The sequence below is a fragment of the Sphaerothrix gracilis Ecp01 genome (assembly GCF_030405905.1).
GTDB lineage: Bacteria > Cyanobacteriota > Cyanobacteriia > Phormidesmidales > Phormidesmidaceae > Sphaerothrix > Sphaerothrix gracilis.
In genome coordinates this window covers 114,436-140,835 of the sequence record NZ_JASATW010000010.1, presented here as the reverse complement: position 1 = coordinate 140,835, position 26,400 = coordinate 114,436, and the positions used below count along the sequence as shown (strand labels likewise).

The following is a 26,400-nucleotide window of genomic DNA, read 5'->3' as shown; positions in this document are numbered from 1 at the left end:
CAACATTCACTACGAAGCTTATTGCAGATGGGCTCATGAATCATTGAAGGCAGCCTCTAGAGCTTTGATATCGATCTTCGACATTTTCAACATTGCCTGAAATACCCGATCAGCAGCTAGTCGATCAGTCGCACCTAAGAGCTTCGGCAAGATCTGCGGAACAATTTGCCAGGATACGCCAAAGCGATCCTTTAGCCAGGCGCATCGACCTTCTGAACCACCATCAGCTGTGAGTGCGCTCCAGAGTCGATCAGTGTCTTCCTGGGTCCTAGTGCTTACGACGATTGATGATGCTTCGGTAGGTTTGAACTGTGGCCCACCATTCAACGCCTGAAACGGCACCCCATCAAGCGTAAAAGTCACCATCACGGGTGAGATGTTCGTGACTTCAGAGTTGGGGATTAGTGACGTGTAGAGCCGTGCCGCTTCTTCGGCGTTGCCATCGTACCAAAGGCAAACAGATACTGTAGATGGAATACTCATTTTGTTGAACTTCCTATGCTTGGTTTTGCCGCATAACGGCTAAGTTGAGCGGCGGCTAGTATCCTTTGTATCCTCATTAAGATCTCTCGCCCGCCCGCTCCAACGTGTTGTTAGACCGCGCTTCCGCGACAAATTCACAACTTTTCTGCCGCTCTCAGCTTGTTGCTTTTGCAGATCAGCGAAAAGTACTTTCAAGTTATGGTTGAATGATCGTGAATACTCTTCACGAATTCTGTGAATTTCTTCCACAATTGCATCTTGATACATAGTTAACCTCCAAGCAGTTCATAGGGTGTACAAAGAATCGGCAACTCATACCCAGAATCGAAACTAATCTCTGCCAATTTCTTCTGAATTTGGGCATTAGCTATGTGCTTGCAGTTCCACGTGAGTAGATAATTCATTCCATGAATTGTTGCGGCTGCGATATGAACAGCGTCAACATCGGCTTTTGAGGGAAGACTGCTACGTTCTAAGAATTGCTCTGCTAAGTCAAGGACAGATTGATTCAGTTCGAGCAATTCAAAGTCGCGGATGATTTCAAGCCGCTGGGTTGCAATTTGAGCATCGCCTTGAGAAGTTTCTCTTACGACTGCTTGAGATGTATAAAGTCGAAAGTCACTGCGACGTGTATCCCACCACTCTCTGGTTATCTCACTATTGGCAGCCACAACAAGGTCTCTGCTGGGGCGAGCAGTGAGGTAGCCTAAAATACTCGTTTCTATGTAAACAGTTTCACTCATGCAAACACTAGGCAGCATTTTATGTATCTTAGCTTGCCCTTTAGCTTGCCAACTTTCAGGCTAGGTCAGACCGCTTCCACAAAACTCTGATTATTTCCTCCCACCAAAGCCAATTTCACTCTTTGTCCGATTCGATTTCATCGTATCCATAGTCAGAAGTCAGATGAGTAGACGAAAATCGGTCTGCAGGGGTTCACTTCACCCCCCAACCGGGAGCAAAGCCCACACCCTCTGAACTGGTGTTTAGACTAATTCATGGTTGTCACTTACAATCGCCAGCACCTGTTCCAGAGTGACAAAACCGTTCAGCTACTCCGGCAAGCAATCCACACCGTCAAACAACGCTATCCGTTTGATATTGATGCCATTGTCCTTTTACCGGATCATCTCCATTGCATTTGGACATTACCCGAGGGAGATGCTAATTTCTCTACGCGCTGGCGGCTTATCAAAACTGATTTTAGTCGTCATTGTCCAGAAAACTATAAATGCCAGCGCTCACTAGCTCGCTACAAGAAAAAGGAGCAGGCTATCTGGCAACGACGTTTTTGGGAACATCAAATCCGCGATCAAGAAGATTTTGAACGGCATGTTGACTATATTCATTACAATCCCGTCCGTCATCAATTAGTGGATGCTCCTCGAAAATGGCCTCATCCGAGTTTTCATCGTTATGTTGAGCAGGGTTGCTATTCAGATGATTGAGGAGCTGATAGGGAAATGATATTTTCGGACAAGGTGGGTTGGGAGTAAGAAGGTCTTTACTGTTGGGTTTCGCTTTGCTCAACCCAACCTACGGGAGATCGGCGATCGTACTGACATTGCAAAGTCGGAGGATTGCTAACGCTCGCAATCACCGGACTTAGATAACCTTCGCAGCAAACCAACCATATTGAGATGTTCCGGTGCATTGCGGTTGTTAGGCAGAAGTCATACACATCTTAGAAAGATACCAAACAATACTAGACCTTAAACTTCTCTAATAGATATGGTCGGGAGTCAACTATTTTTTTGATCTTTTCAATGGGCCAGTATTCAATTCTTAGCGCGGAAGAAGATTGATTGTGGTTTTCCATAAACCTCACTGAATCAGAAGAAAAATATCCTGTTGTTGCAATGATTAATACATCCACTCTGGGTGGCTCCCATAGCTGAAGCTGATCCTTCAGATAGCTTATATCTTTTACAGATAAACTCTTATCTGGCCGATGCTTACACTGTATGATTACTCTATGTCGGATTGAGCCAAAGAAACTATCCTGATAGACTCTCCATACTGAAATATCTCTACCACAGTCAGGAGCATTTGTCCGCATTAAAAATTCTGCATTCTCATAAGTGATATCTGGAGATGAAACCACCTGAAAAATTAATCTTTCAAATTCTTCTGAGCTAAGTTCTTTCCAGCTAAATTGATTCCGATTCGCTACATGCTTAACTAGGCTTCTCAATTCACTGATACTTTCCCCATCTAAAGAAGCTATATCTCTCAATCGAAAGAAACTCCTTAAGATACCTTGCCTTACACTTGGCCAGTCGCAATTTACAATATCATCCAAATCATGAATTTCACCAAAAGCAAGGTGCCGGTTTAGATCTGTCCATCTTTGAGGCTGAGAAATACTCTTTCCGAAACATGTTTCAATGTCTGAAACTTGCTCTTTTAATTTAGGAAGACTGGAATCTTCAATTTTTTGGGAACTAGGTAAGTTTTTCCCAAGATAAATATCTTGTAATCTAGCTAATAAATCTTCAATTTCCTCAATTATATTTAGCAAAAAGGGTGGCGTAATCTTCATTCTTTTTGTGTAAATTATTAAACTATATTCTTCTAAAATTTTTTGTACAGCATCCAACTGTTGATCAAGATCCAAAATCAAATTATTTGAACTAGCCTCAAGCGAAGAAAAGCTTGGCGTGTAGTTTCCTATGATGGGCAAAAGAGTCGCCTCTTTGATGCATCTGCTTCTAGTTTCCTCAATGTCAATATATTTACTTTCTGCTATCAGTTCCCTTGCCTGGTTGATAAATTCTTGAACTTCCGAAACTTTATTCTCGGCAGAATTGAGGATTAGTAAATCATCCTTGATTGATTTGGTGCTCATTCTCTCAAATGAAGTACGGTACAAAAGGATTCTAAGTTTAGCAGTATTAAAACTAAAGTCAAAGAGCTATTCTGCCTAACGTTCGCAATCACCGGACGCGATAACCTTTACTACTAAACGACCAAATTAAACCGTTCCGGTGCATTGCGGTTATTATGCTGCGTAAATTTCGATTTCTTATGTTCTTATTACCTTGTTTTTCTGCCCTGAGTCTTGGACTTGAAGATTTTCATATATTAATCTGTTAGCGTATATTTGATTCCCCACGCCACTCAGATTCAATACAATAAAACTTCCGTATGGGACAGTCAATGTTTTTGAGGAGTCCATACCGCTTATAGAAATAAATCTACTGCTTACCGGGACGTTTCCGTAGACTAGAGTAATCTTATTGTCCATTCCGCTGATGGAAATGCGAAAAGGTTGTTTAGAGTTGTCAGGGATAAAGCGGTGTGAACTAGAAGATGAATAATCTTTGTTCGAAGATTCAATTAATTGAGCGGGATTAAAAGAATAAACTAGAATGAACAACGCTATAGCACCTCCTGCTCTAATTACGATTCCTGCAAAGTCGGTGGTGATCGATAAAAAGCCTGGAATAGTTGCTCCAACTCCCGCTGCTGACAAAGCAAACACTGTACGAAACACAAATAGCTGATAGGGAGTAGGATTAGGAAACTTAATTGCTAAAAGAATTGAGGAAACAAAAAATACAGTCCCAAACACCGATACCCAGATAATATTCCAGTCCATAGTTGCCCTAGCGATAGTTTAAGCATCTTTATCCGGTCGAAATAATATTCTACAAACGCCCACCCAAATTACGAGCAATTTCACTGGTTAAGTCTCTTGAATAGTAAACTTATATCCTTTAAAACCACAAAAAATAGTTGGTAGTCCACTAATGTAAAGGATAGAGAATAAAGGTGACCTATCTACCGTGTTCTGAGGCATGAGCGCGATGGCGATCGAGATGACCTGCCCCACCTGCGGCTCCCACGACATCTCAAAGAACGGTACAACGCGCCGGGGCAAGCAAAACTACAAGTGCCGAGACTGTGGACGTCAGTTCGTCGAAGACCCGCAATGGAAACCCAAAGACAAAGACACTATCGGTCTCGTCACCTTACTTCTATTGGAGAAGATTCCCTTAGCCGGTATTGCCCGAGTCACTCAGGTCTGCCAGAGGTGGCTCCAGGAGCACGTCAACAACGCTTATGCCCAGGTGGTCCGAACCGCGCCGGTTATCCCTAAGGCCAAGGGTAAGCTGACGGTACAGATGGATGAGTTGTGGTCGTTTGTCGATGACAAGGGCAATAAGCAGTGGGTCTGGTTAGCCATCGATGCAGACACCCGAGAAATTATCGCCTGTCATGTCGGCGACCGTTCGAGAGTATCAGCCCGGCAGTTATGGCAGTCGCTACCGGCGGTCTACCGACAATGCGCCAAAGTCTACACCGACTATTGGGAGGCCTATGAAACCGTTATTCCGAGCAAGCGCCACGTGGTAGTCGGCAAAGAGAGCGGGTTGACGAGCTATATCGAGCGGTTGAACAACACGATGCGACAGCGGGTATCGCGATTAGTCAGAAAGACCCTGTCGTTCTCAAAGAAGCTAGAAAACCATATTGGCGCGATCTGGACGTTCATCCACGAATACAATCGCTTAATCAGAAAACGACTCATCGAATCGGGCCATCCAGCTATTTCCTCTGTCCTTTACTAAAAGGCACTACCAAATAGTTTACTCATTTGAGCAACGGGTCTAGCTCCAAGACTAGCGGCATAACTATTATTAGAGGGAAAGTTTCCATCTAAGATCCTGATATGGGATCTTAGGTGGAAATATGTCTGCCTAAGATCCTTTCTGAGGTAAATAGGTAGAATTACGTCCGCCTAAGATCCCTATATAGGTAAATGGGTGGAATGATTCAGTATAATAATCCCCCCGATTCCAGGTTGAATCTGTTTAGAGTTTATTCATTATCTCTTTTCAGACGATCTATGCCAGCAGAGCTTCGTCTTAGAGAATTACTCGACCAGGTTAAAAACGCTGTTCGTTGTAAAGCATGATTCCTTGGACGCATAGCTTCACACCACTGTTGACGCCGATCGCCCGATATTCTAAACTCACTCATTAAGCTGTTGCGATGCAATCGTTACAGCCGTTCACACAGACTCAAAAACCTAGCGGCCCCTGAAGGTGCTGACAACACCGACAGGAGCCTAAACCCCCCAAACTGGACCGCAGTTCGGGCAGGTCTAGGGGCGATTTTACCCTTAGCCACCCTATTTTGCGCTGCAATCTTGTGGGGTGGCTATGTTTTTGGGTTCTGGGGATAGGGGAAAGGCAGGAGAAAAGTCAGAGGGCAGAAGGCAAAGGGCAGAAATTACAGGGTGAGGGGATAGAGGCTGAGCGCCTTTCACTTCATCGTTCTGCCTTCATCCTTCCTCCTTTACTTCCGCCTTTCCCTTCCCAGATACCAACCCAAAAGAGGAAAGATCATGTTTCAAGCAAACCATGCCAGCGATCGCCCTTCCCCCGCGATCGCCGTTCCCAACCGCGAACAATCCAGCAGCGGCGACCAAGTGCGCATTCTCATGTTTGGCCCCCTGCCCTGCATCCGGTTAGAAATCCATCGGCTACACGTCCTGGGCTATGCCGAAGCCAACGCCTGGAGCAAACCCATGCCCACCGACCAGCCTAATGAAGTCATGGTGATTTTGACCAAGCGTTGTCGGCTGGAGTAGGAACAGAGATAGGGAAATAGGGGCGGCAGGTTGATGGGCGATCGCCTGCCTCTGCTGCCCCTGAAGCAGTCTGAATCCAAATAAGAACGCTGCCGGTTTGCCTATCAGGGTTGGGCGATCGCCCCTCCTCAAAAAAGTCCATCACGAGATACAAGCCTGAAATAGAGCGATCGCATAAACTTGAGCAGAATTCAATCAGCCCTGCGGTTCGGATACGCGATCGAATTAGTGACAACGCTCAAGTTTTAGCCATGCCCTTTAAGAAAACGCTCATTGCAGCAGGCGCACTGCTTACCCCACTGCTCACCCCTTTAGCAGCTCCGGCGGCGACCTTTTCGCAAATGTTCGTCTTTGGCGATAGCCTGTCGGATACGGGCAATCTCTACGCTCAGACCAACGCTTTGATTCCGTTCGTGCCCTCCGGTATCCCGGCTTCGCCGCCCTATGCCCAGAGGTTTTCCAACGATGACCTGTGGGTGGAATATTTGGCCGACGAATTCATCCCCGGCCCCGACGCCCTCACCGTCAGCAACTTTGCCGTCGGCGGTGCCACCACCAGCGACTTGAATATCATCAACAACTTTGATGATGTTTTGCCATTCCCGGTGGCGCCTGATTTTGACGGCTTAGAGGAGCAGGTTGAGGACTATCTGGGCCTGAGTCCTATGATCGATCCAGATGCGCTTTACACCCTTTGGGCCGGGGCCAATGACTACCTCGGCGGCGGCATCACCGATCCAACAATTCCAGTCGGCAATCTGGCAGAAGCGATCAATGCCTTCGTCAGCGCCGGGGTGCAAAATCTCTTGGTTTTGAACCTGCCTGATTTAGGCCGCGTCCCTGCCAATGCGGGCAATCCGGCTCAGTCAGCCGCACTGAGCGCGATCGCCAATCAGCACAACACGCTGCTGGCTCAGACGGTGCAGGGGATTGAAGAGGTGACGCTGTTTGATGTCAAATCCCTCTTTGATCAGGCGCTTGCAGGCGGCTTTGGCTTTACCAATACGACCAGCCCTTGTCTGCAAGGTTTCGTCGCCCCCATTCCCGGCCTCGCGGGCGTACCCTGCAGCAATCCTGATGAAACGCTTTTTTGGGATGATATTCACCCCACCACCAGAGCGCACGCAGAAATTGCTCAGGCCGTTTTTGTGAAACTGCATGAGAAAGAGCCGGTTGCCAGTACGCCAGAACCAGGTTCTGTACTGAGCTTGCTAGCGTTAGGGGCGATCGCCGCTGTGATTGAGCTGAAGCGACGACAACGTCCGGCCCAGCCCGTCAGGATTCCAGTAGAGCCGTTAGGATAGAAGGCTAGTGATCATAGCTCTATCCTATGGATACTTTCGATCGCCTGTTTGACACGATCTCAGAGCTGGTGCTTTGCCACTCTCCCAGCGGCGCTGAAACCGAAATTAACCAGTGGCTAAGCCAGTATTTAGACTCCTTGGGCGTCAACTACTGGCAGGATCGGGCCGACAACTTGATCATCAAGATTGCGGGGAAAAGTGCGGAGCGGGCGATCGCCATTACGGCCCACAAAGATGAAATTGGCGCCATCGTCAAAACCATCAACAAGCAGGGGCAGGTATCGGTTCGCAAGCTGGGAGGCGCTTTTCCCTGGGTGTACGGGGAAGGGGTAGTTGACCTGCTGGGCGATCGCGCTACGATTAGCGGCGTTTTGTCATTTGGCTCGCGCCACGTTTCCCACGAATCCCCCCAGAAGGTGCAGCAGGATAACCGGCCGGTCTACTGGGAAGCAGCTTGGGTAGAAACGAAGCGATCGCCGGAAGATCTGGCAGCGGCAGGTATCCGTCCCGGTACCCGCGTGGTGGTAGGCAAACACCGCAAACGGCCCTTTCGCCTGGGCGAGCATATCGCCAGCTACACCCTGGACAACAAAGCCTCGATCGCCATTTTGCTATCTCTGGCCGAGCAGCTCAAAGAGCCGCCCATCGATATCTATTTAGTTGCCTCTGCCAAGGAAGAAGTCGGCGCGGTGGGAGCGCTCTATTTCAGCCAGCGCCAGACGTTAGACGCTCTGATTGCCCTAGAGATTTGTCCCCTGGCCCGTGAGTATCCGATTCAAGACGGCCCGGCTCCGGTGCTGCTCTCCCAGGATGGCTACGGCATTTACGACGAAGACCTCAACTGGCAGATTCGCCAAGCCGCCGCCGCTGCTGAAGTGCCCCTTCAGATTGCCGCTATTTCCGGCTTTGGCAGCGATGGCTCCATCGCCATGAAATTCGGCCACATTCCCCGCGCCGCCTGCCTGGCTTTTCCCACGGAGAACACGCATGGTTACGAAATTGCGCATCTAGGGGCGATCGCCAACTGCATTCAAGTTCTAAAGCAATACTGCCTAGAGCACACCGCCAAAGACTAAAACCCGCCCCAACTTCCCTATCTCCCCCAACTCCCCCATCTCCCCTATCTCTCCCATCTCCCCTATCTCCCCCATCTTCCCTAACTCCCCCACCTCCCCCACCTGCCCCAGACCGTGCGTGTAACAACCTATAAAACCCCAACCGCCCAAGCTGCCTAAATTCCCTACAATGAAAGCAATATCACTGTAATAGCCGTGCTTGCAGCACGCGACAAGGAGAAAATTATGGCGACAACGGTAGCTGACGTGATGACTCGCGAGCTGTTGACTGTTCGCCCAGATACCCCCGTGCAGGAGGCTGTGCAGCTTTTAGCCGAGAAGCGGATCAGCGGCCTACCTGTCATTGACGAGCAGCAGCGGCTGGTTGGCGTTCTGTCTGAAACTGACCTGATGTGGCAGGTGACTGGAGCGCAAGTTCCGGCCTACATCACGCTGCTTGACAGCGTTATTTATCTAGAAAATCCTGCTCGCTACAACCAAGAACTGCACAAGGCTTTAGGCCAAACCGTCAGCGAACTGATGACCAACAAGCCCATCACCGTTGCCCCTGATGAGTCGATTCGCAAGGCAGCGCAAATCATGCACGATAAGCAAATTCGACGGCTAGTAGTGATCGATGAGGCTAAGACCGTCGTTGGCGTGCTGACGCGGGGCGACATCGTGCGGGAAATGGCAAAAAACTATAGCGAGCGCAGTCAAACTGCTTAGCAGTTCGTTAACTAAGCCGCTCCCCCTTTACTGATAAATTGAAACAAATCCTTTAATTTGCGATCCCTGACATTGCCTAGGCTGTTTAGGGATATGAAAAAGCTGTGTTGAGAAAATTCAAAAGCAAAGCCTCATGGATACTACTCCCGATAGCGTCAAGCAGCTCTTAGCCTCTGAAGACTACGGCGATCGCATTAGCGCCGTTAATCAGATGCGACAGCTTGAGCCAGCCGCAGCCTTTGAGCTGCTTTGTCAGGCCGCAGAAGACAGCCATGCCAGAGTGAGATATGCCGCAGTCAGCCAAATCTCCAACGTGGGCGATCAAGATCGAGAGCGGGTTTTGGCGCTGCTGAAAAAGGCATTGCTCACCGACTCAGAAGTAGACGTTCGCGCCGCGGCGGCTGACTCCTTAGGTGCGCTCAAATTCACCGAAGCCTTTGCAGAACTTAAAACGGTCTATGAGCAAACCTCAGACTGGCTGCTGCAGTTCAGCATCTTAGCGGCCCTGGGTGAACTGGGCGAGCCGCGCAGCTTTGAGCTGCTAAAGGATGCCCTCAGCAAGGACAATCCCCTGTTTAGGACAGCCGCCATTGGGGCCTTGGGTGAACTGGGCAACGAAGAGGCTATTCCCCTGCTGCTTCCCTTTGTAGATGATCCAGACTGGCAAACCCGGCACCGTCTAGCTCAGGCACTCAGCCACTTTAGCCAGCATCCGGAAGTGAAGCAGGCCATGCAAAAGCTGGCCGATGATGACACTGAAGCGGTGGCCCAGGTAGCTCAAGCTCATCTTTAGGATAGATTCTTGTGGGGCAGCAGCAGGTTATCGGCATTGATTTAGGCGGCACCGCCATCAAGCTGGGGCGGTTTACGGCTGAGGGCGATCGCCTGCAAACTTTGACTATCCCCACACCGCAGCCTGCCTCTCCCCCAGCGGTCGCGGCGGCTATGGTGGAAGCGATCGCCCAGCTTGACCCCCACCGAGAAGCCCTAGCCCTGGGGGTAGGTACACCGGGGCCTGCCGATAGGACCGGGCGGGTAGCGAGGGTGGCAATCAATTTAGCGGGCTGGCGGGACGTGCCGCTGGCGGACTGGCTGGAGACGGCCACCGGGCGACCGACAGTGCTGGCTAATGATGCTAACTGTGCCGGGCTGGGGGAAGCCTGGCTGGGGGCCGGGCGGTCGTTTAGCGACCTGATTTTGCTGACCTTAGGTACCGGCGTCGGCGGCGCGATTATTTTTAACGGTAAGCTGTTTGTCGGGCGAGAAGGCACTGCCGGAGAGCTGGGGCTGATCACCCTAAATCCGGAGGGGCCACCCTGCAACAGCGGCAACCGGGGTTCTTTAGAGCAGCACTGCTCAGTGCAGGCTATTCGCCGAGCGGCGGGCTGCGAGCCGAGCGAGCTAGCCCAGCGGGCCGCCGCCGGAGAAGCGGAAGCGATCGCCTTTTGGCAGCAGTATGGCCGTCATCTAGGGGCGGGGCTGGCTAGCTTAATCTATGTCCTGACACCGGAGGCTATTGTGATTGGCGGCGGCATCAGCGCCGGAGCCAAGCTGTTTTTACCCAGCGCGATCGCTGAAATTGAAACCCGCGTTTTGCCCAGTTCTCGCAGCAACCTGCAGATTTTGCTAGCTGAGTTAGGCAACCAGGCTGGCATGGTGGGGGCGGCGAAGCTAGCCCTGCAGCAACTGGGGCTGTAGTGGTCTGTCAGCTTTAATTTTGCGAGAGATTGTAGATTAGGTTGAACGGAGTTAAACCCAACAGCGGCAAGGGTTTTGTTAGGTTACGCTATCGCTAACCCAGCCTACAAATTCAAGCTTGACGCTGCAGTAAGCGCGGCTATTTCGGGCTGGCAGGTTGTCTGGCTTTTAGGGTGGCAATCGCGGCCCCGCCGATAATCAAAAGACAGGCGATCGCCACGTTCCAGGTCAGCTCCGCCAAGCCACAGAGAATCAGCATCAGCGTCGAGAGCAGCGGCGCGGCATAGGACAGTACGCCCAAAACTTTAATATCTCCATGCTTGACCCCGTAGTCCCAGGTGAAAAAGGCCAGCCCCACTGGGCCAAGCCCCAGCCCTAAAACCGCCAACCACGCCTGGCCCGTCGGCCAAACCGTCGGCTCTAGGGCGAAATGGCACAGCCAGGCCAACCCCGCCGTTACGCCGCAAAAGCCACCTACTGCGTTAGTGGGAATCGTTCCCCACCGCCGGGACAAAACCGAGTAGCCAGACCAGGTAAAGGCGCATAGCAGCGCTAGCAGATAGCCGAGGCTGTACTGGCTCTGCAGCGTGAAGCCCTGGCCGCCCGTGACCAGCAACCCCGCGCCGATGAAGCCGAGAGCCGACCCTAGCAGGTGCGATCGCTGTAGTTGCTCACCCGGCAGCAGCGATGACAGCAAGACAATCAGCAGCGGCCACAGGTAGGCAATCAGGCTAGCTTCAACCGGCGGAGCGTGGCGCAGAGCCATAAAGTACAAAAAATGATAGCCAAATAGCCCGGTAATCCCTAGCATCCAGACCGGCCAAGGCAGCTTGAGGTAGCCCAGAATATTGCCGCCGTCTCGCAGCCAGAGGGCAACGCCGATGCCAAAGGCGAGGGTGAAGGACAGGGCTGTGAGCTGAAAAGGGGGAATCGCGCCGCTGAGGGTGGTGAGGACGGCTAGGGTACCCCACATCAGAACCGCGCTGAAGCCGATGAGCGTAGCCGAGAAGTGGCGAGTAGACATAGCTTGAACAGAGCCATTAAAGAGATGTTCAAATATTGAGCCTAGCGAAAATTGGCGATCGCCCCTAGACTGACTAAACGTTTCGCCTTCTGTAGCGGCCCCGTTCATGTATCTCAAAACGCTTCACCTGAGGCACTTTCGCAACTATGGCGATCAGCACGTCGAGTTTTGTGCGCCTAAAACTATCCTGGTGGGAGACAATGCCCAGGGCAAATCAAATTTGCTAGAGGCGGTGGAGCTGTTGGCAACGCTGAAATCTCATCGCACCAGCCGCGATCGCGACCTGATTCAAGACAGCGAAGCCCTGGGGCAAATCAATGCCGCCCTAGAACGCGAACTGGGTCTGGCGGAAATGGCCCTTATCTTGCGCAACGGCAGTCGGCGGACAGCCGTGCTCAACGGCGAAAAGCTGCGGCGGCAGATGGATTTTCTCGGCACGCTCAACGCCGTCCAGTTCTCTAGCCTAGATTTAGACCTGGTGCGCGGCGGCCCCGGTGAGCGGCGCATTTGGGTAGATACGCTGCTGATTCAGCTAGAACCGATCTACGCCTATATTCTGCAGCAGTATACAACCGTCTTGAAGCAGCGCAACGCCTTGCTGCGGCAGTGGGGTGAAGAAAACGGCGGCACCGTCGATACTGCCCAACTGGCAATTTGGGATGCCCAGCTTGCCACTTTGGGGTCGCGGGTAATTCGGCGGCGATCGCGGGTGCTGAAGCGCCTGACTCCAATCGCTCAGGAATGGCACACGGCTATCAGCGGCGGCACCGAAGAACTGCAGATTCGCTATGCCCCCAGCGTCCCTCTCACTGCCGCTGACCCGGCCACGGTGCAGCAAGCCTTTCTAGCCAAAATTCAGCAGCGGGCGATCGCGGAGCAGCACCAGCACACGACCCTGGTTGGCCCCCACCGCGACGACATCGACTTTACGATCAATGACACCCCAGCACGCCAGTACGGCTCTCAGGGCCAGCAGCGTACCCTGGTTTTATCGCTAAAGCTAGCTGAGCTAAAGCTGATTGAGTCTGTTGTTGGGGAGCCGCCGCTGCTGCTGCTAGATGACGTACTGGCTGAACTCGATCTCAACCGTCAAAACCAGCTCCTCGACGCCATTCAAGATCGGTTTCAAACTCTGATCACCACCACCCATCTGGGCTCTTTCGACGCCCAGTGGCTCAACTCATCGCAGATTTTACAGGTAAAAGCAGGTCGGGTGGCAGCAGATTGACCGCAACTTTGACAGCCTGTCTTTTGACAAGTTTGGGCTGGATCTCTAAAGTGGGACAGCTATCTCATGCTTGAATACAGTGGACTCTGCCGAAAAGCTTAAAAAAAGAAAGTGGCTCTCTGTTGGAATTGAGGCCCACGGGCGCGTAGCTATTGGCGTTTCCGCCCACGGACTGGTGGCTATTGGGATTTCTACTCATGGCATTATTTCAGTAGGCGTCATTTCAATGGGTGTTTTTTCTATTGGCCTGGTTTCGATGGGCGTTACAACTCTGGGGCTAGTTTCGATGGGCGTTGCCAGCTTCGGTCAGCAAACAATGGGTCTATTGCGTCCTCACGCTCATACCCTAGAGGTACCCAACTCAGAAATGTCGCCCGACATGCCAATGGATCACTAATTTCAGATTTTCGCGCGGTCTTTGACTCATGGCTCCCCTTCCTTCCCGCCAGCCCAAGCGGCTGTCTCTAGGCTCTCTGGAAACCGAAATTTTAGAAATCCTCTGGCAGCGGGGACAGGCGACCGCTCGTGAAATTCATGAGCAGATTCTGGCCGATCCCGATCGCGAGCTAGCCTGTGCCTCGGTCACCACTGTTCTCAACCGCTTAACTGAGAAAGGCTGGCTGGCAAAGCAGCGACGGCAGCGCTCCTTTGTCTGGCAGCCCATCATCTCTCAGCAAGAGGCGACAGCGCTGCAGGCCCACCATCAGCTCAAAGCCTTTTTAGCGGTGGGCAATCCTGATACGGTAGCTGCTTTTGCCGATGAATTGGACGCCACCAGCATCAGCCAGCTCGAAGCGATTATGCAGCGGCTTAAAACTGTTCGCCAAGACCGGGAGGCTCGCTAAATGCACTGCTTGCTTTTGTTACTGGCGATCGCGTTTGCTTGGCTTCTGCGTCAGGGCATCTCCTACGGCATGGGGCTGAACACCGGACAGCCGCCAACCTGGAGTTTTCGCTGGCAGCTAACGCTAGCTAATTTCCTGCTGCCGCCGCTGGCGATCGCCTTTACTGCCCTAGCCGTTCTCTACATGGGCAGCCACGGGCACATGCTGGGCGCTCCCGTAGGCAGACTGGGCTATGGACTGGCAATATCTCTGCTGGGGGGAACGACCGTCCTGTTTGCCTACCTGAGCTGGCAGAGTCTGCAATCGCAGCGGCAGATACAGGCACTGCCGACAGTAGTTTTACAGCAAAGTCAGGTTAGACAGCTGGAAACAGCGGTTCCCTTTGCAGCTCAGATTGGCCTGTGGCATTCAGAACTCGTGGTAAGCCAGGGACTGACTGAAACGCTGACGCCTGACCAGATAAAAGCGGTACTTGCCCATGAAGCCGCTCATCGCTACTACCGAGACACCTTTTACTTTTTCTGGCTGGGAGGGCTGCGTCGCCTCACCGCCTGGCTGCCTCACACCGAAACGCTGTGGCAGGAGCTAATTTTTCTCCGGGAGCTACGAGCCGATCGCTGGGCGGCCAGCCGCGTCGATCCATTGCTATTGGCTGAGTCCTTAGTGCAGGTGGCGCAGGCGGCTGTTACGCCGCCGAGTGACTGCTGGGCCATGCTGACCGATCGCACCCAGGTTGAGCGATTGGAAGAGCGCATAGAAGCATTGATTGCTCACGCCCCCACTGAAAGCTCATCCCATCTCCAGTGGCTCTGGCTCAGCGGCCTAGCCGTTGGCCTACCGCTGCTGACCATTCCGTTTCACACGTTCTAGGCTTGAGAATACAGGGGTCTGACAGGCTTTAGCTTGGCCTTGAGTAAGTCAATAAAGGCAAAAGCAGCCGGAGTCAGCATGGCATCGGCAAAAATGGTGACGCTGATATGACGCCAGAGGGGCACAGGGAGACTGTGCACTTGAACTGCGGCTGGAATTGGCTCTGCGGCTAGACGCGGACTGATAGCGGCTCCTAACCCCTGAGCCACCATGTTGACAATCGTGGCATCTGAGCGGATCTGATAGGTGGGCTGCAGGGCAATGCCATACTGAGCGCAATGAGCATACACAATAGCGTCGCAGACATCTCCGGCTGGAGCCATAATCAGCGGATATTGGGTCAGGGTTTGCCAGTCTAGGGGATGGGCTGACTCAAACTGCGGCGGCATCAGCACCACAAACTCATCCTGCAGCAAATCCCAATGTTCAAACTCTGGCTCCGTCGGCAAGTAAGTAATGCCAATGTCAGCCCGCCCTTTGCGTAAGTCCTCTTCGACTTGAGGGCTGTCATCATATTCAGTCAGCCGCACCGCGATCGCCGGATAGCGGCGACAGTATTCCGCAATCACCTCCGGTAGCAGATGGGTAGCAGCACTGCGAAAAGCCGAAATGCGAATTTGGCCGCCGCGTAGTCCCTTCGCCAAATTGGCCTGATTGGCAATATCGTCCATCAGGTAGGTAATCTGGCGCGAGCGGTTGACCACCTGCTCTCCCACCGGAGTCAGATGGGCACCATAGCGCCCCCGTGACACCAAAATCACGCCCAGTTCAGTTTCGAGAGTAGCGATCGCGTAGCTGATGGCCGACTGAGACAGATTGAGCTGCAGAGCCGCCTCGCTAAAGCTGCCGCTGTCGGCTACTGCAATGAGTGCCTGGAGCTGAGAAAACTTCAGATTTTGATGGTTGTAACCCACAGCCCTAGTCTCACTCTGTCTGTGGTTAAGATTAGCGAGAAATTCTGTCCCCATCCATCAGGTTATTCGATAGATGCGATGTAAGCGCCTGCTGGTTTAGCGACATCAGCCCGATTAGGGTTAAGAAAAAAGAGGATTCCACCATGAAAACGCCCTTAACTTCTCGGGAATATCAGCGCCTAGAGCTGGTTAATCCCGCCAAAGCGTGGCGACAGGTAGCGATCGCCAGGCTGCAAGCTTTAGCTCAGCAACTAGCGCAAGCCTGGCAGGGCGGCCTGTCTTCCTCCTCGCAATTACAGGTTTGGCAGCGCCGCGATCGCCGTGGTCAAGTTTGGTGGTATGCCCGCGATTTAACCACCGGGCATGTCCTCAACCACGCCACTGAAACTGAAATGCGCCGCTGGCTGGAGCAGCGCTATTCGCTCTAGCCAGCGGCTGCCCGCTAAAATTAGAGGGGTCAGCGAGCGACACAAACTGAGTTCATGCAGCGCAGTCACCTGCGACATCAGCTTCACAGAGCCTTACAGGTTTCTAGACTAACCAGCCTTTGGGGCAAGCTGGCGATCGCTCAGCTCGTGATTATAGGGCTGCTCTACTGGACGTGGGCACCCGTATCGCTAACGCTGGTAGTCCCGGCAGCGGAAATTCCCTACTGGTCAGACGTGGTTGTCGCCTTTGAGGCCGAGCATCCTGATATTCGCCTGCGCCCCATCGGCCTCAACAATCCGCAGGGGGATATCACCGTCAACCTGAAAGAGCTGTGTACTTTAGAAGTCACGCGGCGATCGCTCTGCGACATTGTCTACTTAGACGTCATTTGGGTGCCAGAACTGGCGGCGCGGGGCTGGCTGCAAACTTTAGATGACAAGGTATCTGCTGCCGAGCTGGCCCAGTTTGTCCAGAGCGACGTGGCCGCTGGGCGCTATGAAAATCAGCTTTATCGCCTGCCCTTCCGCGCCGACTTTGGCATGTTGTACTACCGGAGTGACCTGCTGCAGGCAGCCCCCCCACCCAGCACTTTTCAAGCGCTACTCAATATCTCGCAGTCGCTTCAGGCTGAGAATGATCTGCCCTGGGGCTATCTCTGGCCGTCCCAGCGAGAGGGGTTAGTAACGACCTTTGTAGAAGTGCTACAGGGCTATGGCGGCTTCTGGATTGATCCGGCAACTCAAACGGTGGGGCTAGATCAGCCAGCAGCGATCGCCGCCGCTGAGTTTTTGCGTCGAACCATTGAGCTAGGCGTCTCTCCTCCCCTAGAAACCTACACGGATGACGAAATGCTGGCCGCTTTTCAGCGGGGAGAGGCCGTGTTTATGCGCAACTGGCCTTACGTGCTGCGTCAAATTGAGGCGACATCTTCGCTGGCGATCGCTTGGCAACCGATGCAGTTCCATACCGCCGGAGAAGCAGGAGCCGCCTGCAAAGGCAGTTGGGGATTTGGCATTGCGCAGCGATCGCGGCATCCCCGGCAGGCATGGCGAGCCATTCAGTACCTCACCAGCGAATTAGCGCAGCGCCAGTTTATGCAAAAGACGAGCTATATTCCCAGCCGTAGATCTCTGCTCTCCGAGCCGACCCTCACCCAGGCCGCCGAAGCAGCTATTCTGCGACCTTCAATTGCTCAGTATGCAGATGCCTCCTTGATTTTACAGACGTACCTGAGTAAAACCTTGGGTCAACAGCTTTCTGCTGAGGCAGCAATGACAGCCGCTGCCGAGCAAACGCGAGAGCTACTACAAGGTGATTGAGCGCTGGCAGCAACAGATCCAAGGCACTAACTCAACCGCAATCAGCAAAATAGCCAATCAAGGACTGGTTTTCAATTTCCAAAGATCTACAGCAGCTCTAGAGATGATTTTTAACTGACCTAACTGATTTCAATCTGGGCAAAATTACTGAAATTAACGTTTCCAATTTTTTACTCTCAAAAAATTAAGATTATTTTCTATCTTTGGAAAGAGGTAAAAACGCTACAGAAGTATTCCTCAAAGTTTTTTAGATTTAGCTAGTCTGCGATCTCGGTAATGTATAAGTACTTTATTGATCCCCGACAATGAGGATTTAATCGCTTTTAGTAAAGCAAACTTACGGAAAGATAAAGAAACTATAAAGGCAAGGCTGGGATCTAAGGCTATGAAAGCACTTCAGCCATAAAGGTTTAGGGCTATTGATCTAGATAAATAGAGTTTGCCATCTTAGTTGAGAATAGCGTTCAGAACTCATCTTTATAGGTGTCATATGAGAACCGCAAGGATTGGAACTTCTAGTTGCTGCTGCTGTCAGTTTTATACGCCTGAAGGGCGTCGCGGCGGCCAGTGCAGCAAGCTCAGCGTTCCTGTACGCAGTTCTTGGAAAGCCTGCTGCTTAGCGATCCCAGCTTTTGCCGCAGAAATTCCCTTGAAGCGACAAATTGAGATCTGGTCACAGGACTTTTTGATGCCTCCGGCTGAGATCCCCGATTTAGAAACATCAGATAATGCCTATTCATCGGCTCGCTGATAACTGATGCAAATTTTTGATCCCAGCGTTTAATAGCGCTGGGAATTTTGCTGACAACAAACAATTTAGGAGATTCTACGGTAGCCAAGGATACTGACTAAAGTCTGGGGAGCGTTTCTCTAAAAAAGCCTGTTTCCCTTCGGCACCTTCTTCACTGAGGTAATACAGTAAGGTGGCATTGCCAGCCAGTTCTTGTAAACCAGCTTGACCATCGCAGTCAGCATTAAAAGCTGACTTTAAGCAGCGAATTGCCAGAGGACTTTTCTGCAGAATTTCTTGTGCCCATTGCACTCCTTCTGACTCAAGCTGCTCTACTGGAACAACGTGATTAATTAAACCCATTTCTAGAGCCGCTTGAGCCGAATATTGGCGGCAAAGAAACCAAATTTCTCTCGCTTTCTTCTGCCCGACAATTCGAGCCAAATAGCTAGCGCCAAACCCACCATCAAAGCTGCCTACTTTGGGACCTGTTTGACCAAAAACGGCGTTGTCTGCGGCAATCGTTAGATCACAAACGAGGTGTAAAACATGCCCGCCGCCAATGGCATAGCCTGCCACTAGAGCAATTACAACTTTAGGCATAGAGCGGATGAGACGCTGCAAATCTAGCACATTCAGCCGAGGCACGCCATCTTCGCCGACATAGCCTGCCTTGCCGCGCACGCTCTGATCGCCGCCAGCACAGAAAGCATACTTACCATCAGTGTGGGGGCCTGCTCCAGTCAGCAGCACAACGCCAATGCGCGTATCTTCTCTGGCATCAGAGAAAGCATCATACATTTCAAACACGGTTTTAGGCCGGAAAGCATTGCGCTTGTGGGGACGATTAATCGTAATTTTGGCGATGCCTTCTGTCTTCTCATAGAGAATATCTTCGTAGGATTTAGCGGTCTGCCACTGAGCGTTCATAGAATTGCGATCGCAAATTGAGTTGCATAAATAATGTTGATAGCGGCAACGGATGACTTGCTGATAGGCGGTGCTGCTGTATCCGGCTCTCTCAAGAACTCACCGTCACGCTGTCCCATAGGTTACATCACTGCTGCGGATAGTTAACCTAGTCGCTCTCTGATTTACCGGGCTCAGCCCTGTTGCCGATTACGGGGCTGCCGCTAGAAAAGCTCAAAAAGGCTAGGATCTAAAGCGGAGACAACTGCTGCTAAACGTTAAGATCCACTTCAAATCAGCTCAGGACTGTCTCAGAATAGACAAAGCTTCTTAGTCGTTAATCCTTGTTACAGCACCCAAAGCAAATACTCATGGCTTACTACTGGTTTAAGGCGTTTCATCTCATTGGCGTTGTCGTTTGGTTCGCTGGGCTGTTCTATCTAGTCCGTCTCTTCATTTATCACGTTGAGGCCGAAGCCGAACCTGAACCAGCCCAAAGCATCCTCAAGCAGCAGTATCAGCTCATGGAAAAGCGGCTGTACCACATCATCACCATGCCCGGCATGGTTGTAACGGTTGCTATGGCGGTAGGAATGCTGGTGCTGCAGCCAGCCCTGCTGCATGACGGTTGGCTCCATGCCAAGCTGGGACTCGTGGGCCTGCTGCTGATCTACCATTTCTACTGCGGCCGCTTAATGAAGCAGCTTGAACGCGGCGAGTGCCGCTGGTCTGGGCAACAGCTTAGGGGCCTGAACGAAGCGCCCACCCTGCTGCTGGTGCTGATTGTGATGCTGGCTGTCTTTAAAAATAGTTTTCCAACCAGTGTGGCCCCCTGGCTGATCTTCGGACTGATTGTTCTAATGCTGGCGACGATTCAGCTCTATGCCAAGAAGCGCCGTTTAGACAAAGAAAGAGAGCAGTCTGCAGCGATCGCCTCCCAAGGCGATCAGGCCCTGCAAAACTAAGATCTAGCCAATTATTTACCAGACAAACTGCTGTGGCTAGCAGTAAGCTGCCTATTGCCCCTAGCCCTTAATCCATTTTTCTCAGGATCCATCTTGCTGCAGACTGATTGCGTCTTCAAAAAATTTTAGTTACGATTTATTTACAAGGACTTGACTGAAGTCCGAGCGAATGAAGTAACAGAGGTCACAGTCATGGAAGAACAGCAAAAGTTTGGTTTTACTCGCTTTGCCGAAAACTGGAACGGTCGTCTAGCAATGCTAGGCTTCACCATCGGCATCATCACTGAGCTGATTACGGGTCAAGGTATTTTGTCTCAGATTGGCTTGATGTAGCTTCAGCAGATAAGCGCTGCTGGTTTCGCTTAGTGTCCAGCGGCGTCATCCTGCCTATGTATGAGCGTGTTTTAGGCGCGCTCATTTTTCAAGTTAAGGCTAACGTTCAAGGTGGGCAATGCTCACCTTTTTTGTTTAAGCCAATCCGGAGCCAGGTCACGAGGCTGAACTTTGCCAGGTTGAGACTGTTCGCAAGGCGGCTGGAATCTCAGCGTCAGGCGGAAATTCTAAAGTGGTTTCTCGGTAGCCCAAATAGCCCGACTCAGTAAACGAAGTCAGCATACGCACTAGGGCAATCCAGACCTGCTCCTCGTATTCCCAGTCTTTACCCCGATAGGCTCGATCGGCAATGGAGCGCAGCGCCCAAAAATAAGTATTGCGAACAACACCCCCTTGGCGGCTGTACTGCGGCACATCATCCTGATGTAGATAAATAACTTGGTTGTTAATCCTGGCTCTCATGTCCGTTTGCGGTCACGGTTTTGGCGGCGTCAAGGCAAGCTAGCTGAAAAAGACCTCAAATTTATGCTCTGATCGAAGGACTGCTACATCAAAACTGCTATGGTCGCCGCTGTTTCACTGCAAAATGTGCACAAGGTCTACAACAATATTCACGTAGTGAATGATTTGTCACTGACCATTCATTCCGGCGAAATTTTTGGTCTGCTAGGCCCCAACGGTGCTGGGAAATCGACTACGCTTCGTATGTTAACAACCCTAACGCAGCCGACGCAGGGGGATGTGGTGGTAGCAGGTTATGATGTCTGCCGGCAGCCTCAAGAAGTGCGGCGGCAGATTGGGGTGGTTTTACAGCAAACCAGCGTCGATGGCGATCTCTCGGTTTGGGAGAATATGGAGTTTCACGGACGTATGCACCATATTCCCAATGCTCAGCGTCGTCAGGGGATCCGGCAGTGGCTGGACTATGTTGAACTGAGCGATCGCCGCGATAGTAAGGTCAAAACCCTTTCTGGCGGCATGAAGCGTCGCCTCCAGATTGCGCGGGCGCTGCTGCACCAGCCTAAAATCCTGTTTTTGGATGAGCCGACTGTGGGGCTAGATCCGCAAGCCCGCAGGCGACTCTGGGAAATTATTAAAGGGCTAAATAGCCAGCAGGGTATGACCCTATTGCTGACTACTCACTACATGGAAGAGGTCGAGTATCTCTGCGATCGCATCAGCATTATGGACAGTGGTTGTCTAATTGAAACGGGTACCCTCAGCGAACTGCGTCACCGCCACGGCCAGGGCATTGTGATGAAAAAAGAGGGCGATCGCTGGCGGTATCAGTTTTTTGCCACGCTGGAGGCCGCTAACCAGCACCTCAACCAGCAGGAAGATAAGACTGACATGATGGCCAGAGCGTCTAACTTAGAAGATATCTTTGTAGAGCTAACCGGCCATAACCTGGACTAGCTCTGATAAAGTTAGAAGTTACGCCGTTCAAAATTCAAGACACTAGGGGTAGTGATAAGCTTCCCCCTGTCCTTATCATCAATAAGGGGGGCGGCGACAGCCGGGGGGATCTTGCAGTTAGTTAAAACCTCGTCAAGTGCGTAAGCCCTGAAAGTCTTACTCACTCAATTTAATATCTTGGCGCTATGTCCCGGCTTGCTAGCAAAATTGAAGCCATTCTCTATCTCAAAGGCCAGCCCCTCTCAGTCCCTCAGATTGCCGAATATGCTGGCTGCGAAAAAGGTGAAGCTGAGGAAGGACTAATTGAGCTGATCACAGACTATGCTCACCGCGATAGCGCCTTAGAAATTACCGAAACCCAATCGGGCTACAGTCTCCAGCTCCGGCAAAGCTTCAAGTACTTGGTAGATACCTTAATTCCGCTCGACATTGGGGTCGGGGCGCTGAGAACTCTAGCCGCGATCGCGCTCAAGGGGCCGCTAAGTCAGACCGATCTGGTCGATCTCAGGGGGTCGGGGATCTATCAGCAAGTGTCCGACTTAGTGGAGCTAGGCCTAGTGCGTAAACGTCGTCAGACAGATGGACGTTCTTTCTGGCTACAGGTGACCGATAAGTTTTATCGCTACTTTGAAATTGATCAGCTACCCCAAATTCAGCCGCGAAATCCGCTGTCCGATCCGTCAGACGATGAGCCGATTGAGGCAGGTGAGCCACCAGACTCCTGAGGATCTGTCACACTTCACCCCGCCCTCACTAAATGATTAAGCTATGATTAATCTCCAAAGACATGGGCAAACGTCTGCCGGATTTTGACCCACCCTGAAAAAAGCAGCCATTGCCCTCGACAGGTTTTTAGCTGAAAAGTGGATCAAAACCCCGCATCGGATCTAAGGTAGAAAAGGAAGTTAACCTAAGTTTCTATGGTCTTCAACCCTGAAAACGCCGATTTCATGAGCGTCAACGCCGAAAGCGCCCAGGCTAATCAACTGTTGAAGTATCTTCAACATCAGTCACCGGAAGTTTTAACCCGGGTGGCGCAGTCGGTCAGCTCAGAAATCAAGCAAATTATTTCTCAGAATGTTCAGGGCTTGGTGGGCGTTTTGCCAGCCGATGGCTTCAACGTTCAGGTAACTACCGATCGGGAAAACCTGGCAGGGCTATTGGCCTCAGCCATGATGACCGGCTATTTTCTCCGCCAGATGGAGCAGCGCATGGAGCTAGAGGAAAGCCTAGCCTCTTCTCTATCTATTGGTGAGTTTGAAAACGATTAGTCAAGCTTTAATCTCGCAGGTCTTGAGGCAGTGAAGTCGGCTTAACTTCAATCGTCTCTTCTTCGCCCGCGCGATCAATTTCTACAGAGAGGGTTTTGCCAATTTCGCTGGCCTCAACCTGAGCCTGTACCTCAGCCGCGTTACTGACCGGCTGCTGGTTAACCTGCTTAATGATATCGCCTCGCCTGAGTCCTGCCGCCTCGGCCGGTGTACCCTCCATGACGCGGACAATAATTACCCCTTCGTCCTGGTTTACCTCTATTCCCAGTTCTGGGTCTTCGTTGATGCGCTGCCGCATCTCCGGCGTAAGGTTGACCATCTGTACGCCCAAATAGGGATGCTGGACTTCACCTGTATTAAATAGCTCATCGGCGATCCGCTTGGCGGTCTCAATGGGAATCGCAAAGCCTAAGCCCTGAGCATTGGCCCGAATCGCCGTGTTGATGCCAATGACCTGACCGCGATCGTTGAGCAGTGGCCCGCCGGAGTTACCCGGATTGATCGCCGCATCGGTTTGGATGAACTGCACCCGCTTACCGGGAACCCCTACCTGGTAGCTACTGCGGCCAATGGCGCTAATGATGCCCGCCGTCACCGTGTTGTCTAAGCCTAAGGGATTGCCAATCGCGATCGCCCACTGCCCTGGCACCAAATCCTCAGTACTGCCCAGCGTGACTTTTGGCAGATCGGTCGCCTCAATTTTAATCACGGCCACATCGGTAACTGAATCGGTGCCAATCACCTCCCCCTCAAAAGTACGACCGTCCTTGAGCGTGACAGTGACTTCTGTCGCCCCATCGACAACGTGAGCATTGGTGATGATCTTGCCGTTAGCATCTAGGATAAAGCCCGACCCCGTTCCCTGCTCGATTCGCTCTGGTAAAGACGACGGTGGCGGCATGTCATCGCCAAAAAATCGCTTAAAGAGGGGATGCTGAAACGCACCCGATAGCTCATCAGTGACCGGACGAGCCGCATCAATACGCACAACAGCAGGGCCAATTTTTTCTACGGCCTCAGCAATAAAGTTAGGATCGCTCTGAGCGGGAACTAACGGAACTGCTGCCTGAACCGCCGTCTCCAAAGGCGTCTGCAGCGCTGCAGAAACTGTCCCCGAAGAGTTACCAGCAGATTGCTCTGGCCCAGCCTCCTGCGCTAGGTAGTAGTGCCCTGCAAAACCAACTCCGCAGCCTACCCCCAAAAGGACGGTATACAGTCCCAACCGTTGAAATGAGAAACTCATGTCAATTCCCTATGGCAAAAGAGCAACTCTATATAGACGCCTGTTTAGCAGCGCTCATCTTTACTGTAGCGAATCGGCTTGAACAATTTTGCTTCCCCTGCGTCTTCATTGAGAAACAGCCGTTCAATTGTGCGGAAAGCCAGATTCAGTGGATGAATCTTTAAGAGCACGCTTAGATCATTGTAGAGGAGCAAACGTTTTCAATTCACTGATAGACCTGTGCAAATTTTGAGATTAGCTGTTCCTACCCCTAGAAGTTATCGCCGATGGGTTTTCATAATGGCTGGCCTGCTGCTGGCTGGCCCGCTTTGGGTAATCCCAGCGATCGCCCAAAGTAGCGCCTCCTTGTGCCGTCCCCCGGCAACTGAGCGATTTGAGCGTCACCGCGTTGTTGCGGACGACACCCTAGAAAGTATTGCCCAGCAGTACAACTTAGTTCCTGCGACCCTCCTGGGCTTAAATCCGGCGTTGCGCCAGGGCGGCTTGACCCCTGGCACCGATATTTTGATTCCGCCTTTCAACGGCATTCAGGTGCAGGTCGCCGCTGGTCAAACCTGGCAGGACGTGGCTGCAGCCTATGGAGTCCGCGCCGATGTGCTGTTTGAGGTCAATGGCTGCCAGGCTCAAGTGCCCCCAACTATTTTTGTGCCAGGGATCAACTGGTTTCCGGGACTCGCGACAACCAGTTCTGCAGCAAGAGCCCCTAGCCCAAATCATGATTTACGCGGTTATCCTCTCCCCAGTCAGGCAGCCCTAATCATGAACTACGGCTGGCAGCCTGACGCCAACCGGGAAAAGCTGGCTTTTAGCAACGGTATTGCCCTCGCGGCGGCCCCGGATACCCCTGTCCTCGCGGTAGGAGATGGCGTTGTTGCTTTCGTGGGTCAGCAGCCAAGCTACGGCAATCTGGTGGTCATCAATCACCGCCAAGGTCTGCAGACCCGTTACGCCCACCTCAATACGCTTTCAGTCTCTGTCGGCCAGCAGATTCGCCAGGGAGATGAAATTGCTACTATTGCCGCAGCTGAGGTAGCCAATGAGACTTCTTATCTGTACTTTGAAGTTCGCCTAAATTCCCAGTCGGGCTGGGTGGCCCAAGATCCTAGCCGTTACCTCTCATTGGTTGATCTACGGCAATAAAAATGTGCCGCTTTTAGCAGAAGCGCCTACAATTTTTGTAGCCGTTGTCTGTGGCAGCGCTGCTGGGCCTAGAAAATGTTATGACACAGAATCAGCGTCACGACTCAACCTATTCTAATCTCAACCTGTTTCCGTCAGAGGCTGTAAAGACAACGACTGAGAGTGCCTCTGATACAACCAGAATTCATCGTTTAGGCCAGCTCGCGCTGCGCTATCCCCTGTTTTTATTAGGGGGTATCTGGCTCATCTCCGTGCTGATTGCTGTCTCGGCTTTTGGGGGTCTGATGGATCCCGGCGTTGATCGCTCGTCCCAGGTAACTGCGCCCCCAACTCAGCAGCCGAGCAAATCGCAGAACTCAAAGCCATCGCCGTCTGCCACTGACACAGACGCTCCTGCAGGGTCTGCCGCTGCATCATCAACCAGCGCGATCGCAGCCACCGCTCAATCTTCAGCCGCAGAGCTGCCTGGGTGGTCACTACTGTTCTTGGTAGGCACCTGTGCCGCGGGCTGTTTTGTCTTGTCCCGGCTGCTGCAGCGTCCCGTCTCTAAAAGCACTGCACCTCAGCCCCGCCGCTCCCAGCGTCAACCCACTCCGCCTAAACCGCCCGTCCCTGCCGCAGGGCCTAAGCGGCTTAAACCATTTTCGGTCCCCCTGCCAGAGACTCAGCCCTTAGCCGCGCCTGCACAACCCTCTCCTCAATTCACGCCGCCTACTCAGATAGCCCAATCTGCGCCAGCTCAGGCAGCCGCCGGGCCGAGCACCTACCCGGCTAGCTCCGTCGTGACCGTTCTGCCGGAACAGGAAGATCATCCGCTAGACTGGCCAGAAGGCAGCTTGGCTCACCAGCTTGATATGCGTCAGCAGCGATCGCTGTCTTCTTTCCTCTGAGCTGCC

At 52.1% G+C, this 26,400-nt stretch carries 33 protein-coding genes; 22 read left to right on the top strand and 11 right to left on the bottom strand.

Translation table 11 applies throughout. The features are described 5' to 3' along the window. Positions 1-33: 33 nt before the first annotated feature. Genes QJQ48_RS13105 through QJQ48_RS13095 form a run of 3 tightly spaced genes read right to left on the bottom strand, consistent with a single transcriptional unit; the run spans position 34 to position 1,226 of the window. On the bottom strand, positions 34-483 hold the full coding sequence (locus QJQ48_RS13105; protein WP_346291684.1) for a VOC family protein: 450 nt from the start codon (positions 481-483) through the stop codon (positions 34-36). A 39-nt stretch (positions 484-522) separates the two neighbouring features. Next, positions 523-750 (bottom strand): hypothetical protein, encoded by a 228-nt coding sequence (locus QJQ48_RS13100; protein WP_346291683.1) that lies wholly within the window; start codon positions 748-750, stop codon positions 523-525. A 2-nt stretch (positions 751-752) separates the two neighbouring features. Further along, positions 753-1,226 carry a type II toxin-antitoxin system VapC family toxin gene (locus QJQ48_RS13095; RefSeq protein WP_346291682.1) on the bottom strand — a complete coding sequence of 158 codons (474 nt, stop codon included), beginning with the start codon at positions 1,224-1,226 and terminating at the stop codon, positions 753-755. Positions 1,227-1,481: 255 nt separating this feature from the next. Between QJQ48_RS13095 and QJQ48_RS13090 the strand changes: the two genes are divergently transcribed. Next, entirely contained in the window at positions 1,482-1,931 is a 450-nt protein-coding gene (locus tag QJQ48_RS13090; RefSeq protein WP_346291681.1) for an REP-associated tyrosine transposase, read from the top strand. Positions 1,932-2,188: 257 nt separating this feature from the next. Here the strand turns inward: QJQ48_RS13090 and QJQ48_RS13085 are convergent, their stop codons facing one another. Further along, positions 2,189-3,331 carry a restriction endonuclease gene (locus tag QJQ48_RS13085; protein ID WP_346291680.1) on the bottom strand — a complete coding sequence of 381 codons (1,143 nt, stop codon included), beginning with the start codon at positions 3,329-3,331 and terminating at the stop codon, positions 2,189-2,191. A gap of 177 nt (positions 3,332-3,508) precedes the next feature. After that, complete coding sequence (locus QJQ48_RS13080) at positions 3,509-4,084, bottom strand: hypothetical protein (protein WP_346291679.1); 576 nt, start codon at positions 4,082-4,084, stop codon at positions 3,509-3,511. Positions 4,085-4,304: 220 nt separating this feature from the next. Here QJQ48_RS13080 and QJQ48_RS13075 point away from each other — a divergent pair, with 220 nt between their 5' ends. The 7 genes from QJQ48_RS13075 (at position 4,305) to QJQ48_RS13045 (ending at position 10,868) form a co-directional block, all read left to right on the top strand. Then, positions 4,305-5,057: an IS1 family transposase gene (locus tag QJQ48_RS13075; protein ID WP_428843048.1), complete on the top strand. Its 753-nt coding sequence runs from the start codon at positions 4,305-4,307 to the stop codon at positions 5,055-5,057. A gap of 779 nt (positions 5,058-5,836) precedes the next feature. Next, positions 5,837-6,082, top strand: a complete 246-nt coding sequence (locus QJQ48_RS13070; RefSeq protein WP_346291677.1) for a hypothetical protein — start codon at positions 5,837-5,839, stop codon at positions 6,080-6,082. Positions 6,083-6,333: 251 nt separating this feature from the next. Then, positions 6,334-7,386: an SGNH/GDSL hydrolase family protein gene (locus tag QJQ48_RS13065; protein ID WP_346291676.1), complete on the top strand. Its 1,053-nt coding sequence runs from the start codon at positions 6,334-6,336 to the stop codon at positions 7,384-7,386. A gap of 26 nt (positions 7,387-7,412) precedes the next feature. Beyond that, entirely contained in the window at positions 7,413-8,462 is a 1,050-nt protein-coding gene (locus tag QJQ48_RS13060; RefSeq protein WP_346291675.1) for a M42 family metallopeptidase, read from the top strand. 225 nt (positions 8,463-8,687) lie between these two features. Continuing rightward, the gene (locus tag QJQ48_RS13055) at positions 8,688-9,170 is read left to right on the top strand and encodes a CBS domain-containing protein (protein ID WP_346291674.1); all 483 of its coding nucleotides are present in this window, start codon (positions 8,688-8,690) and stop codon (positions 9,168-9,170) included. 133 nt (positions 9,171-9,303) lie between these two features. Next, the gene (gene nblB / locus QJQ48_RS13050; RefSeq protein ID WP_346291673.1) at positions 9,304-9,963 is read left to right on the top strand and encodes a phycobilisome degradation protein NblB; all 660 of its coding nucleotides are present in this window, start codon (positions 9,304-9,306) and stop codon (positions 9,961-9,963) included. 11 nt (positions 9,964-9,974) lie between these two features. Then, entirely contained in the window at positions 9,975-10,868 is an 894-nt protein-coding gene (locus QJQ48_RS13045; protein ID WP_346291672.1) for an ROK family protein, read from the top strand. A gap of 139 nt (positions 10,869-11,007) precedes the next feature. Here QJQ48_RS13045 and yddG read toward each other — a convergent pair whose 3' ends face one another. Further along, positions 11,008-11,892: an aromatic amino acid exporter YddG gene (gene yddG / locus QJQ48_RS13040; RefSeq protein WP_346291770.1), complete on the bottom strand. Its 885-nt coding sequence runs from the start codon at positions 11,890-11,892 to the stop codon at positions 11,008-11,010. Between the two features lie 106 nt (positions 11,893-11,998). Between yddG and recF the strand changes: the two genes are divergently transcribed. The 4 genes from recF (at position 11,999) to QJQ48_RS13020 (ending at position 14,835) form a co-directional block, all read left to right on the top strand. After that, positions 11,999-13,120, top strand: coding sequence for a DNA replication/repair protein RecF (recF, locus tag QJQ48_RS13035; protein WP_346291671.1), 1,122 nt, complete (start codon positions 11,999-12,001; stop codon positions 13,118-13,120). A 79-nt stretch (positions 13,121-13,199) separates the two neighbouring features. After that, positions 13,200-13,517 carry a hypothetical protein gene (locus QJQ48_RS13030; protein WP_346291670.1) on the top strand — a complete coding sequence of 106 codons (318 nt, stop codon included), beginning with the start codon at positions 13,200-13,202 and terminating at the stop codon, positions 13,515-13,517. A 28-nt stretch (positions 13,518-13,545) separates the two neighbouring features. After that, on the top strand, positions 13,546-13,965 hold the full coding sequence (locus QJQ48_RS13025; protein ID WP_346291669.1) for a BlaI/MecI/CopY family transcriptional regulator: 420 nt from the start codon (positions 13,546-13,548) through the stop codon (positions 13,963-13,965). Further along, a complete protein-coding gene (locus tag QJQ48_RS13020; RefSeq protein ID WP_346291668.1) occupies positions 13,966-14,835 on the top strand; it encodes a M56 family metallopeptidase in 870 nt (289 codons plus the stop codon). On the opposite strand, the gene QJQ48_RS13015 is transcribed toward QJQ48_RS13020, so the two are convergent. Beyond that, positions 14,832-15,749 carry a LysR family transcriptional regulator gene (locus QJQ48_RS13015; protein WP_346291667.1) on the bottom strand — a complete coding sequence of 306 codons (918 nt, stop codon included), beginning with the start codon at positions 15,747-15,749 and terminating at the stop codon, positions 14,832-14,834. The genes QJQ48_RS13020 and QJQ48_RS13015 overlap by 4 nt on opposite strands. 143 nt (positions 15,750-15,892) lie before the next feature. Here QJQ48_RS13015 and QJQ48_RS13010 point away from each other — a divergent pair, with 143 nt between their 5' ends. The 3 genes from QJQ48_RS13010 to QJQ48_RS13000 all read left to right on the top strand — a co-directional run bounded on the left by QJQ48_RS13010 (position 15,893) and on the right by QJQ48_RS13000 (position 18,248). Beyond that, on the top strand, positions 15,893-16,177 hold the full coding sequence (locus QJQ48_RS13010) for a hypothetical protein (protein WP_346291666.1): 285 nt from the start codon (positions 15,893-15,895) through the stop codon (positions 16,175-16,177). A gap of 54 nt (positions 16,178-16,231) precedes the next feature. Beyond that, entirely contained in the window at positions 16,232-17,497 is a 1,266-nt protein-coding gene (locus QJQ48_RS13005) for an extracellular solute-binding protein (RefSeq protein ID WP_346291665.1), read from the top strand. A 490-nt stretch (positions 17,498-17,987) separates the two neighbouring features. Then, positions 17,988-18,248 (top strand): hypothetical protein, encoded by a 261-nt coding sequence (locus QJQ48_RS13000; protein ID WP_346291664.1) that lies wholly within the window; start codon positions 17,988-17,990, stop codon positions 18,246-18,248. Positions 18,249-18,323: 75 nt separating this feature from the next. On the opposite strand, the gene menB is transcribed toward QJQ48_RS13000, so the two are convergent. After that, positions 18,324-19,157 (bottom strand): 1,4-dihydroxy-2-naphthoyl-CoA synthase, encoded by an 834-nt coding sequence (menB, locus tag QJQ48_RS12995; protein WP_346291663.1) that lies wholly within the window; start codon positions 19,155-19,157, stop codon positions 18,324-18,326. Beyond that, positions 19,154-19,276: a hypothetical protein gene (locus QJQ48_RS12990; protein WP_346291662.1), complete on the bottom strand. Its 123-nt coding sequence runs from the start codon at positions 19,274-19,276 to the stop codon at positions 19,154-19,156. The genes menB and QJQ48_RS12990 overlap by 4 nt, the downstream gene beginning before the upstream one ends. Positions 19,277-19,507: 231 nt before the next feature. Here QJQ48_RS12990 and hemJ point away from each other — a divergent pair, with 231 nt between their 5' ends. Further along, complete coding sequence (gene hemJ, locus QJQ48_RS12985) at positions 19,508-20,101, top strand: protoporphyrinogen oxidase HemJ (RefSeq protein ID WP_346291661.1); 594 nt, start codon at positions 19,508-19,510, stop codon at positions 20,099-20,101. A 192-nt stretch (positions 20,102-20,293) separates the two neighbouring features. After that, positions 20,294-20,434 (top strand): chlorophyll a/b-binding protein, encoded by a 141-nt coding sequence (locus QJQ48_RS12980; protein ID WP_346291660.1) that lies wholly within the window; start codon positions 20,294-20,296, stop codon positions 20,432-20,434. A gap of 156 nt (positions 20,435-20,590) precedes the next feature. Here the strand turns inward: QJQ48_RS12980 and QJQ48_RS12975 are convergent, their stop codons facing one another. After that, the gene (locus QJQ48_RS12975) at positions 20,591-20,896 is read right to left on the bottom strand and encodes a hypothetical protein (RefSeq protein ID WP_346291659.1); all 306 of its coding nucleotides are present in this window, start codon (positions 20,894-20,896) and stop codon (positions 20,591-20,593) included. A gap of 99 nt (positions 20,897-20,995) precedes the next feature. Between QJQ48_RS12975 and QJQ48_RS12970 the strand changes: the two genes are divergently transcribed. From QJQ48_RS12970 to QJQ48_RS12960, 3 genes are all read left to right on the top strand, one after another. Continuing rightward, positions 20,996-21,850, top strand: a complete 855-nt coding sequence (locus tag QJQ48_RS12970) for an ABC transporter ATP-binding protein (protein WP_346291658.1) — start codon at positions 20,996-20,998, stop codon at positions 21,848-21,850. Between the two features lie 185 nt (positions 21,851-22,035). Then, positions 22,036-22,575, top strand: a complete 540-nt coding sequence (gene scpB, locus QJQ48_RS12965; RefSeq protein WP_346291657.1) for an SMC-Scp complex subunit ScpB — start codon at positions 22,036-22,038, stop codon at positions 22,573-22,575. Positions 22,576-22,770: 195 nt separating this feature from the next. Beyond that, positions 22,771-23,121 carry a DUF760 domain-containing protein gene (locus tag QJQ48_RS12960; RefSeq protein ID WP_346291656.1) on the top strand — a complete coding sequence of 117 codons (351 nt, stop codon included), beginning with the start codon at positions 22,771-22,773 and terminating at the stop codon, positions 23,119-23,121. 7 nt (positions 23,122-23,128) lie between these two features. On the opposite strand, the gene QJQ48_RS12955 is transcribed toward QJQ48_RS12960, so the two are convergent. After that, positions 23,129-24,364 (bottom strand): HhoA/HhoB/HtrA family serine endopeptidase, encoded by a 1,236-nt coding sequence (locus QJQ48_RS12955; RefSeq protein ID WP_346291655.1) that lies wholly within the window; start codon positions 24,362-24,364, stop codon positions 23,129-23,131. Positions 24,365-24,643: 279 nt separating this feature from the next. Here QJQ48_RS12955 and QJQ48_RS12950 point away from each other — a divergent pair, with 279 nt between their 5' ends. After that, positions 24,644-25,504 (top strand): LysM peptidoglycan-binding domain-containing M23 family metallopeptidase, encoded by an 861-nt coding sequence (locus tag QJQ48_RS12950; RefSeq protein ID WP_346291654.1) that lies wholly within the window; start codon positions 24,644-24,646, stop codon positions 25,502-25,504. An 80-nt stretch (positions 25,505-25,584) separates the two neighbouring features. Then, on the top strand, positions 25,585-26,394 hold the full coding sequence (locus QJQ48_RS12945; protein ID WP_346291653.1) for a hypothetical protein: 810 nt from the start codon (positions 25,585-25,587) through the stop codon (positions 26,392-26,394). Positions 26,395-26,400: the final 6 nt, after the last annotated feature.

Coding starts and splice junctions, on each gene's coding strand:
- menB (WP_346291663.1), bottom strand. CDS start 19,157: ATGAACGCTCAGTGGCAGACCGCTAAATCCTACGAAGATATTCTCTAT.
- QJQ48_RS12980 (WP_346291660.1), top strand. CDS start 20,294: ATGGAAGAACAGCAAAAGTTTGGTTTTACTCGCTTTGCCGAAAACTGG.
- QJQ48_RS12975 (WP_346291659.1), bottom strand. CDS start 20,896: ATGAGAGCCAGGATTAACAACCAAGTTATTTATCTACATCAGGATGAT.
- hemJ (WP_346291661.1), top strand. CDS start 19,508: ATGGCTTACTACTGGTTTAAGGCGTTTCATCTCATTGGCGTTGTCGTT.
- scpB (WP_346291657.1), top strand. CDS start 22,036: ATGTCCCGGCTTGCTAGCAAAATTGAAGCCATTCTCTATCTCAAAGGC.
- QJQ48_RS13025 (WP_346291669.1), top strand. CDS start 13,546: ATGGCTCCCCTTCCTTCCCGCCAGCCCAAGCGGCTGTCTCTAGGCTCT.
- QJQ48_RS13075 (WP_428843048.1), top strand. CDS start 4,305: ATGACCTGCCCCACCTGCGGCTCCCACGACATCTCAAAGAACGGTACA.
- nblB (WP_346291673.1), top strand. CDS start 9,304: ATGGATACTACTCCCGATAGCGTCAAGCAGCTCTTAGCCTCTGAAGAC.
- QJQ48_RS13090 (WP_346291681.1), top strand. CDS start 1,482: ATGGTTGTCACTTACAATCGCCAGCACCTGTTCCAGAGTGACAAAACC.
- QJQ48_RS12970 (WP_346291658.1), top strand. CDS start 20,996: ATGGTCGCCGCTGTTTCACTGCAAAATGTGCACAAGGTCTACAACAAT.
- QJQ48_RS13080 (WP_346291679.1), bottom strand. CDS start 4,084: ATGGACTGGAATATTATCTGGGTATCGGTGTTTGGGACTGTATTTTTT.
- QJQ48_RS13105 (WP_346291684.1), bottom strand. CDS start 483: ATGAGTATTCCATCTACAGTATCTGTTTGCCTTTGGTACGATGGCAAC.
- QJQ48_RS12990 (WP_346291662.1), bottom strand. CDS start 19,276: ATGGGACAGCGTGACGGTGAGTTCTTGAGAGAGCCGGATACAGCAGCA.
- QJQ48_RS13085 (WP_346291680.1), bottom strand. CDS start 3,331: ATGAGCACCAAATCAATCAAGGATGATTTACTAATCCTCAATTCTGCC.
- QJQ48_RS13060 (WP_346291675.1), top strand. CDS start 7,413: ATGGATACTTTCGATCGCCTGTTTGACACGATCTCAGAGCTGGTGCTT.
- QJQ48_RS13005 (WP_346291665.1), top strand. CDS start 16,232: ATGCAGCGCAGTCACCTGCGACATCAGCTTCACAGAGCCTTACAGGTT.
- QJQ48_RS12950 (WP_346291654.1), top strand. CDS start 24,644: ATGGCTGGCCTGCTGCTGGCTGGCCCGCTTTGGGTAATCCCAGCGATC.
- yddG (WP_346291770.1), bottom strand. CDS start 11,892: ATGTCTACTCGCCACTTCTCGGCTACGCTCATCGGCTTCAGCGCGGTT.
- QJQ48_RS12945 (WP_346291653.1), top strand. CDS start 25,585: ATGACACAGAATCAGCGTCACGACTCAACCTATTCTAATCTCAACCTG.
- QJQ48_RS13020 (WP_346291668.1), top strand. CDS start 13,966: ATGCACTGCTTGCTTTTGTTACTGGCGATCGCGTTTGCTTGGCTTCTG.
- QJQ48_RS12955 (WP_346291655.1), bottom strand. CDS start 24,364: ATGAGTTTCTCATTTCAACGGTTGGGACTGTATACCGTCCTTTTGGGG.
- recF (WP_346291671.1), top strand. CDS start 11,999: ATGTATCTCAAAACGCTTCACCTGAGGCACTTTCGCAACTATGGCGAT.
- QJQ48_RS13000 (WP_346291664.1), top strand. CDS start 17,988: ATGAGAACCGCAAGGATTGGAACTTCTAGTTGCTGCTGCTGTCAGTTT.
- QJQ48_RS13100 (WP_346291683.1), bottom strand. CDS start 750: ATGTATCAAGATGCAATTGTGGAAGAAATTCACAGAATTCGTGAAGAG.
- QJQ48_RS13070 (WP_346291677.1), top strand. CDS start 5,837: ATGTTTCAAGCAAACCATGCCAGCGATCGCCCTTCCCCCGCGATCGCC.
- QJQ48_RS13065 (WP_346291676.1), top strand. CDS start 6,334: ATGCCCTTTAAGAAAACGCTCATTGCAGCAGGCGCACTGCTTACCCCA.
- QJQ48_RS13010 (WP_346291666.1), top strand. CDS start 15,893: ATGAAAACGCCCTTAACTTCTCGGGAATATCAGCGCCTAGAGCTGGTT.
- QJQ48_RS13055 (WP_346291674.1), top strand. CDS start 8,688: ATGGCGACAACGGTAGCTGACGTGATGACTCGCGAGCTGTTGACTGTT.
- QJQ48_RS12960 (WP_346291656.1), top strand. CDS start 22,771: ATGGTCTTCAACCCTGAAAACGCCGATTTCATGAGCGTCAACGCCGAA.
- QJQ48_RS13095 (WP_346291682.1), bottom strand. CDS start 1,226: ATGAGTGAAACTGTTTACATAGAAACGAGTATTTTAGGCTACCTCACT.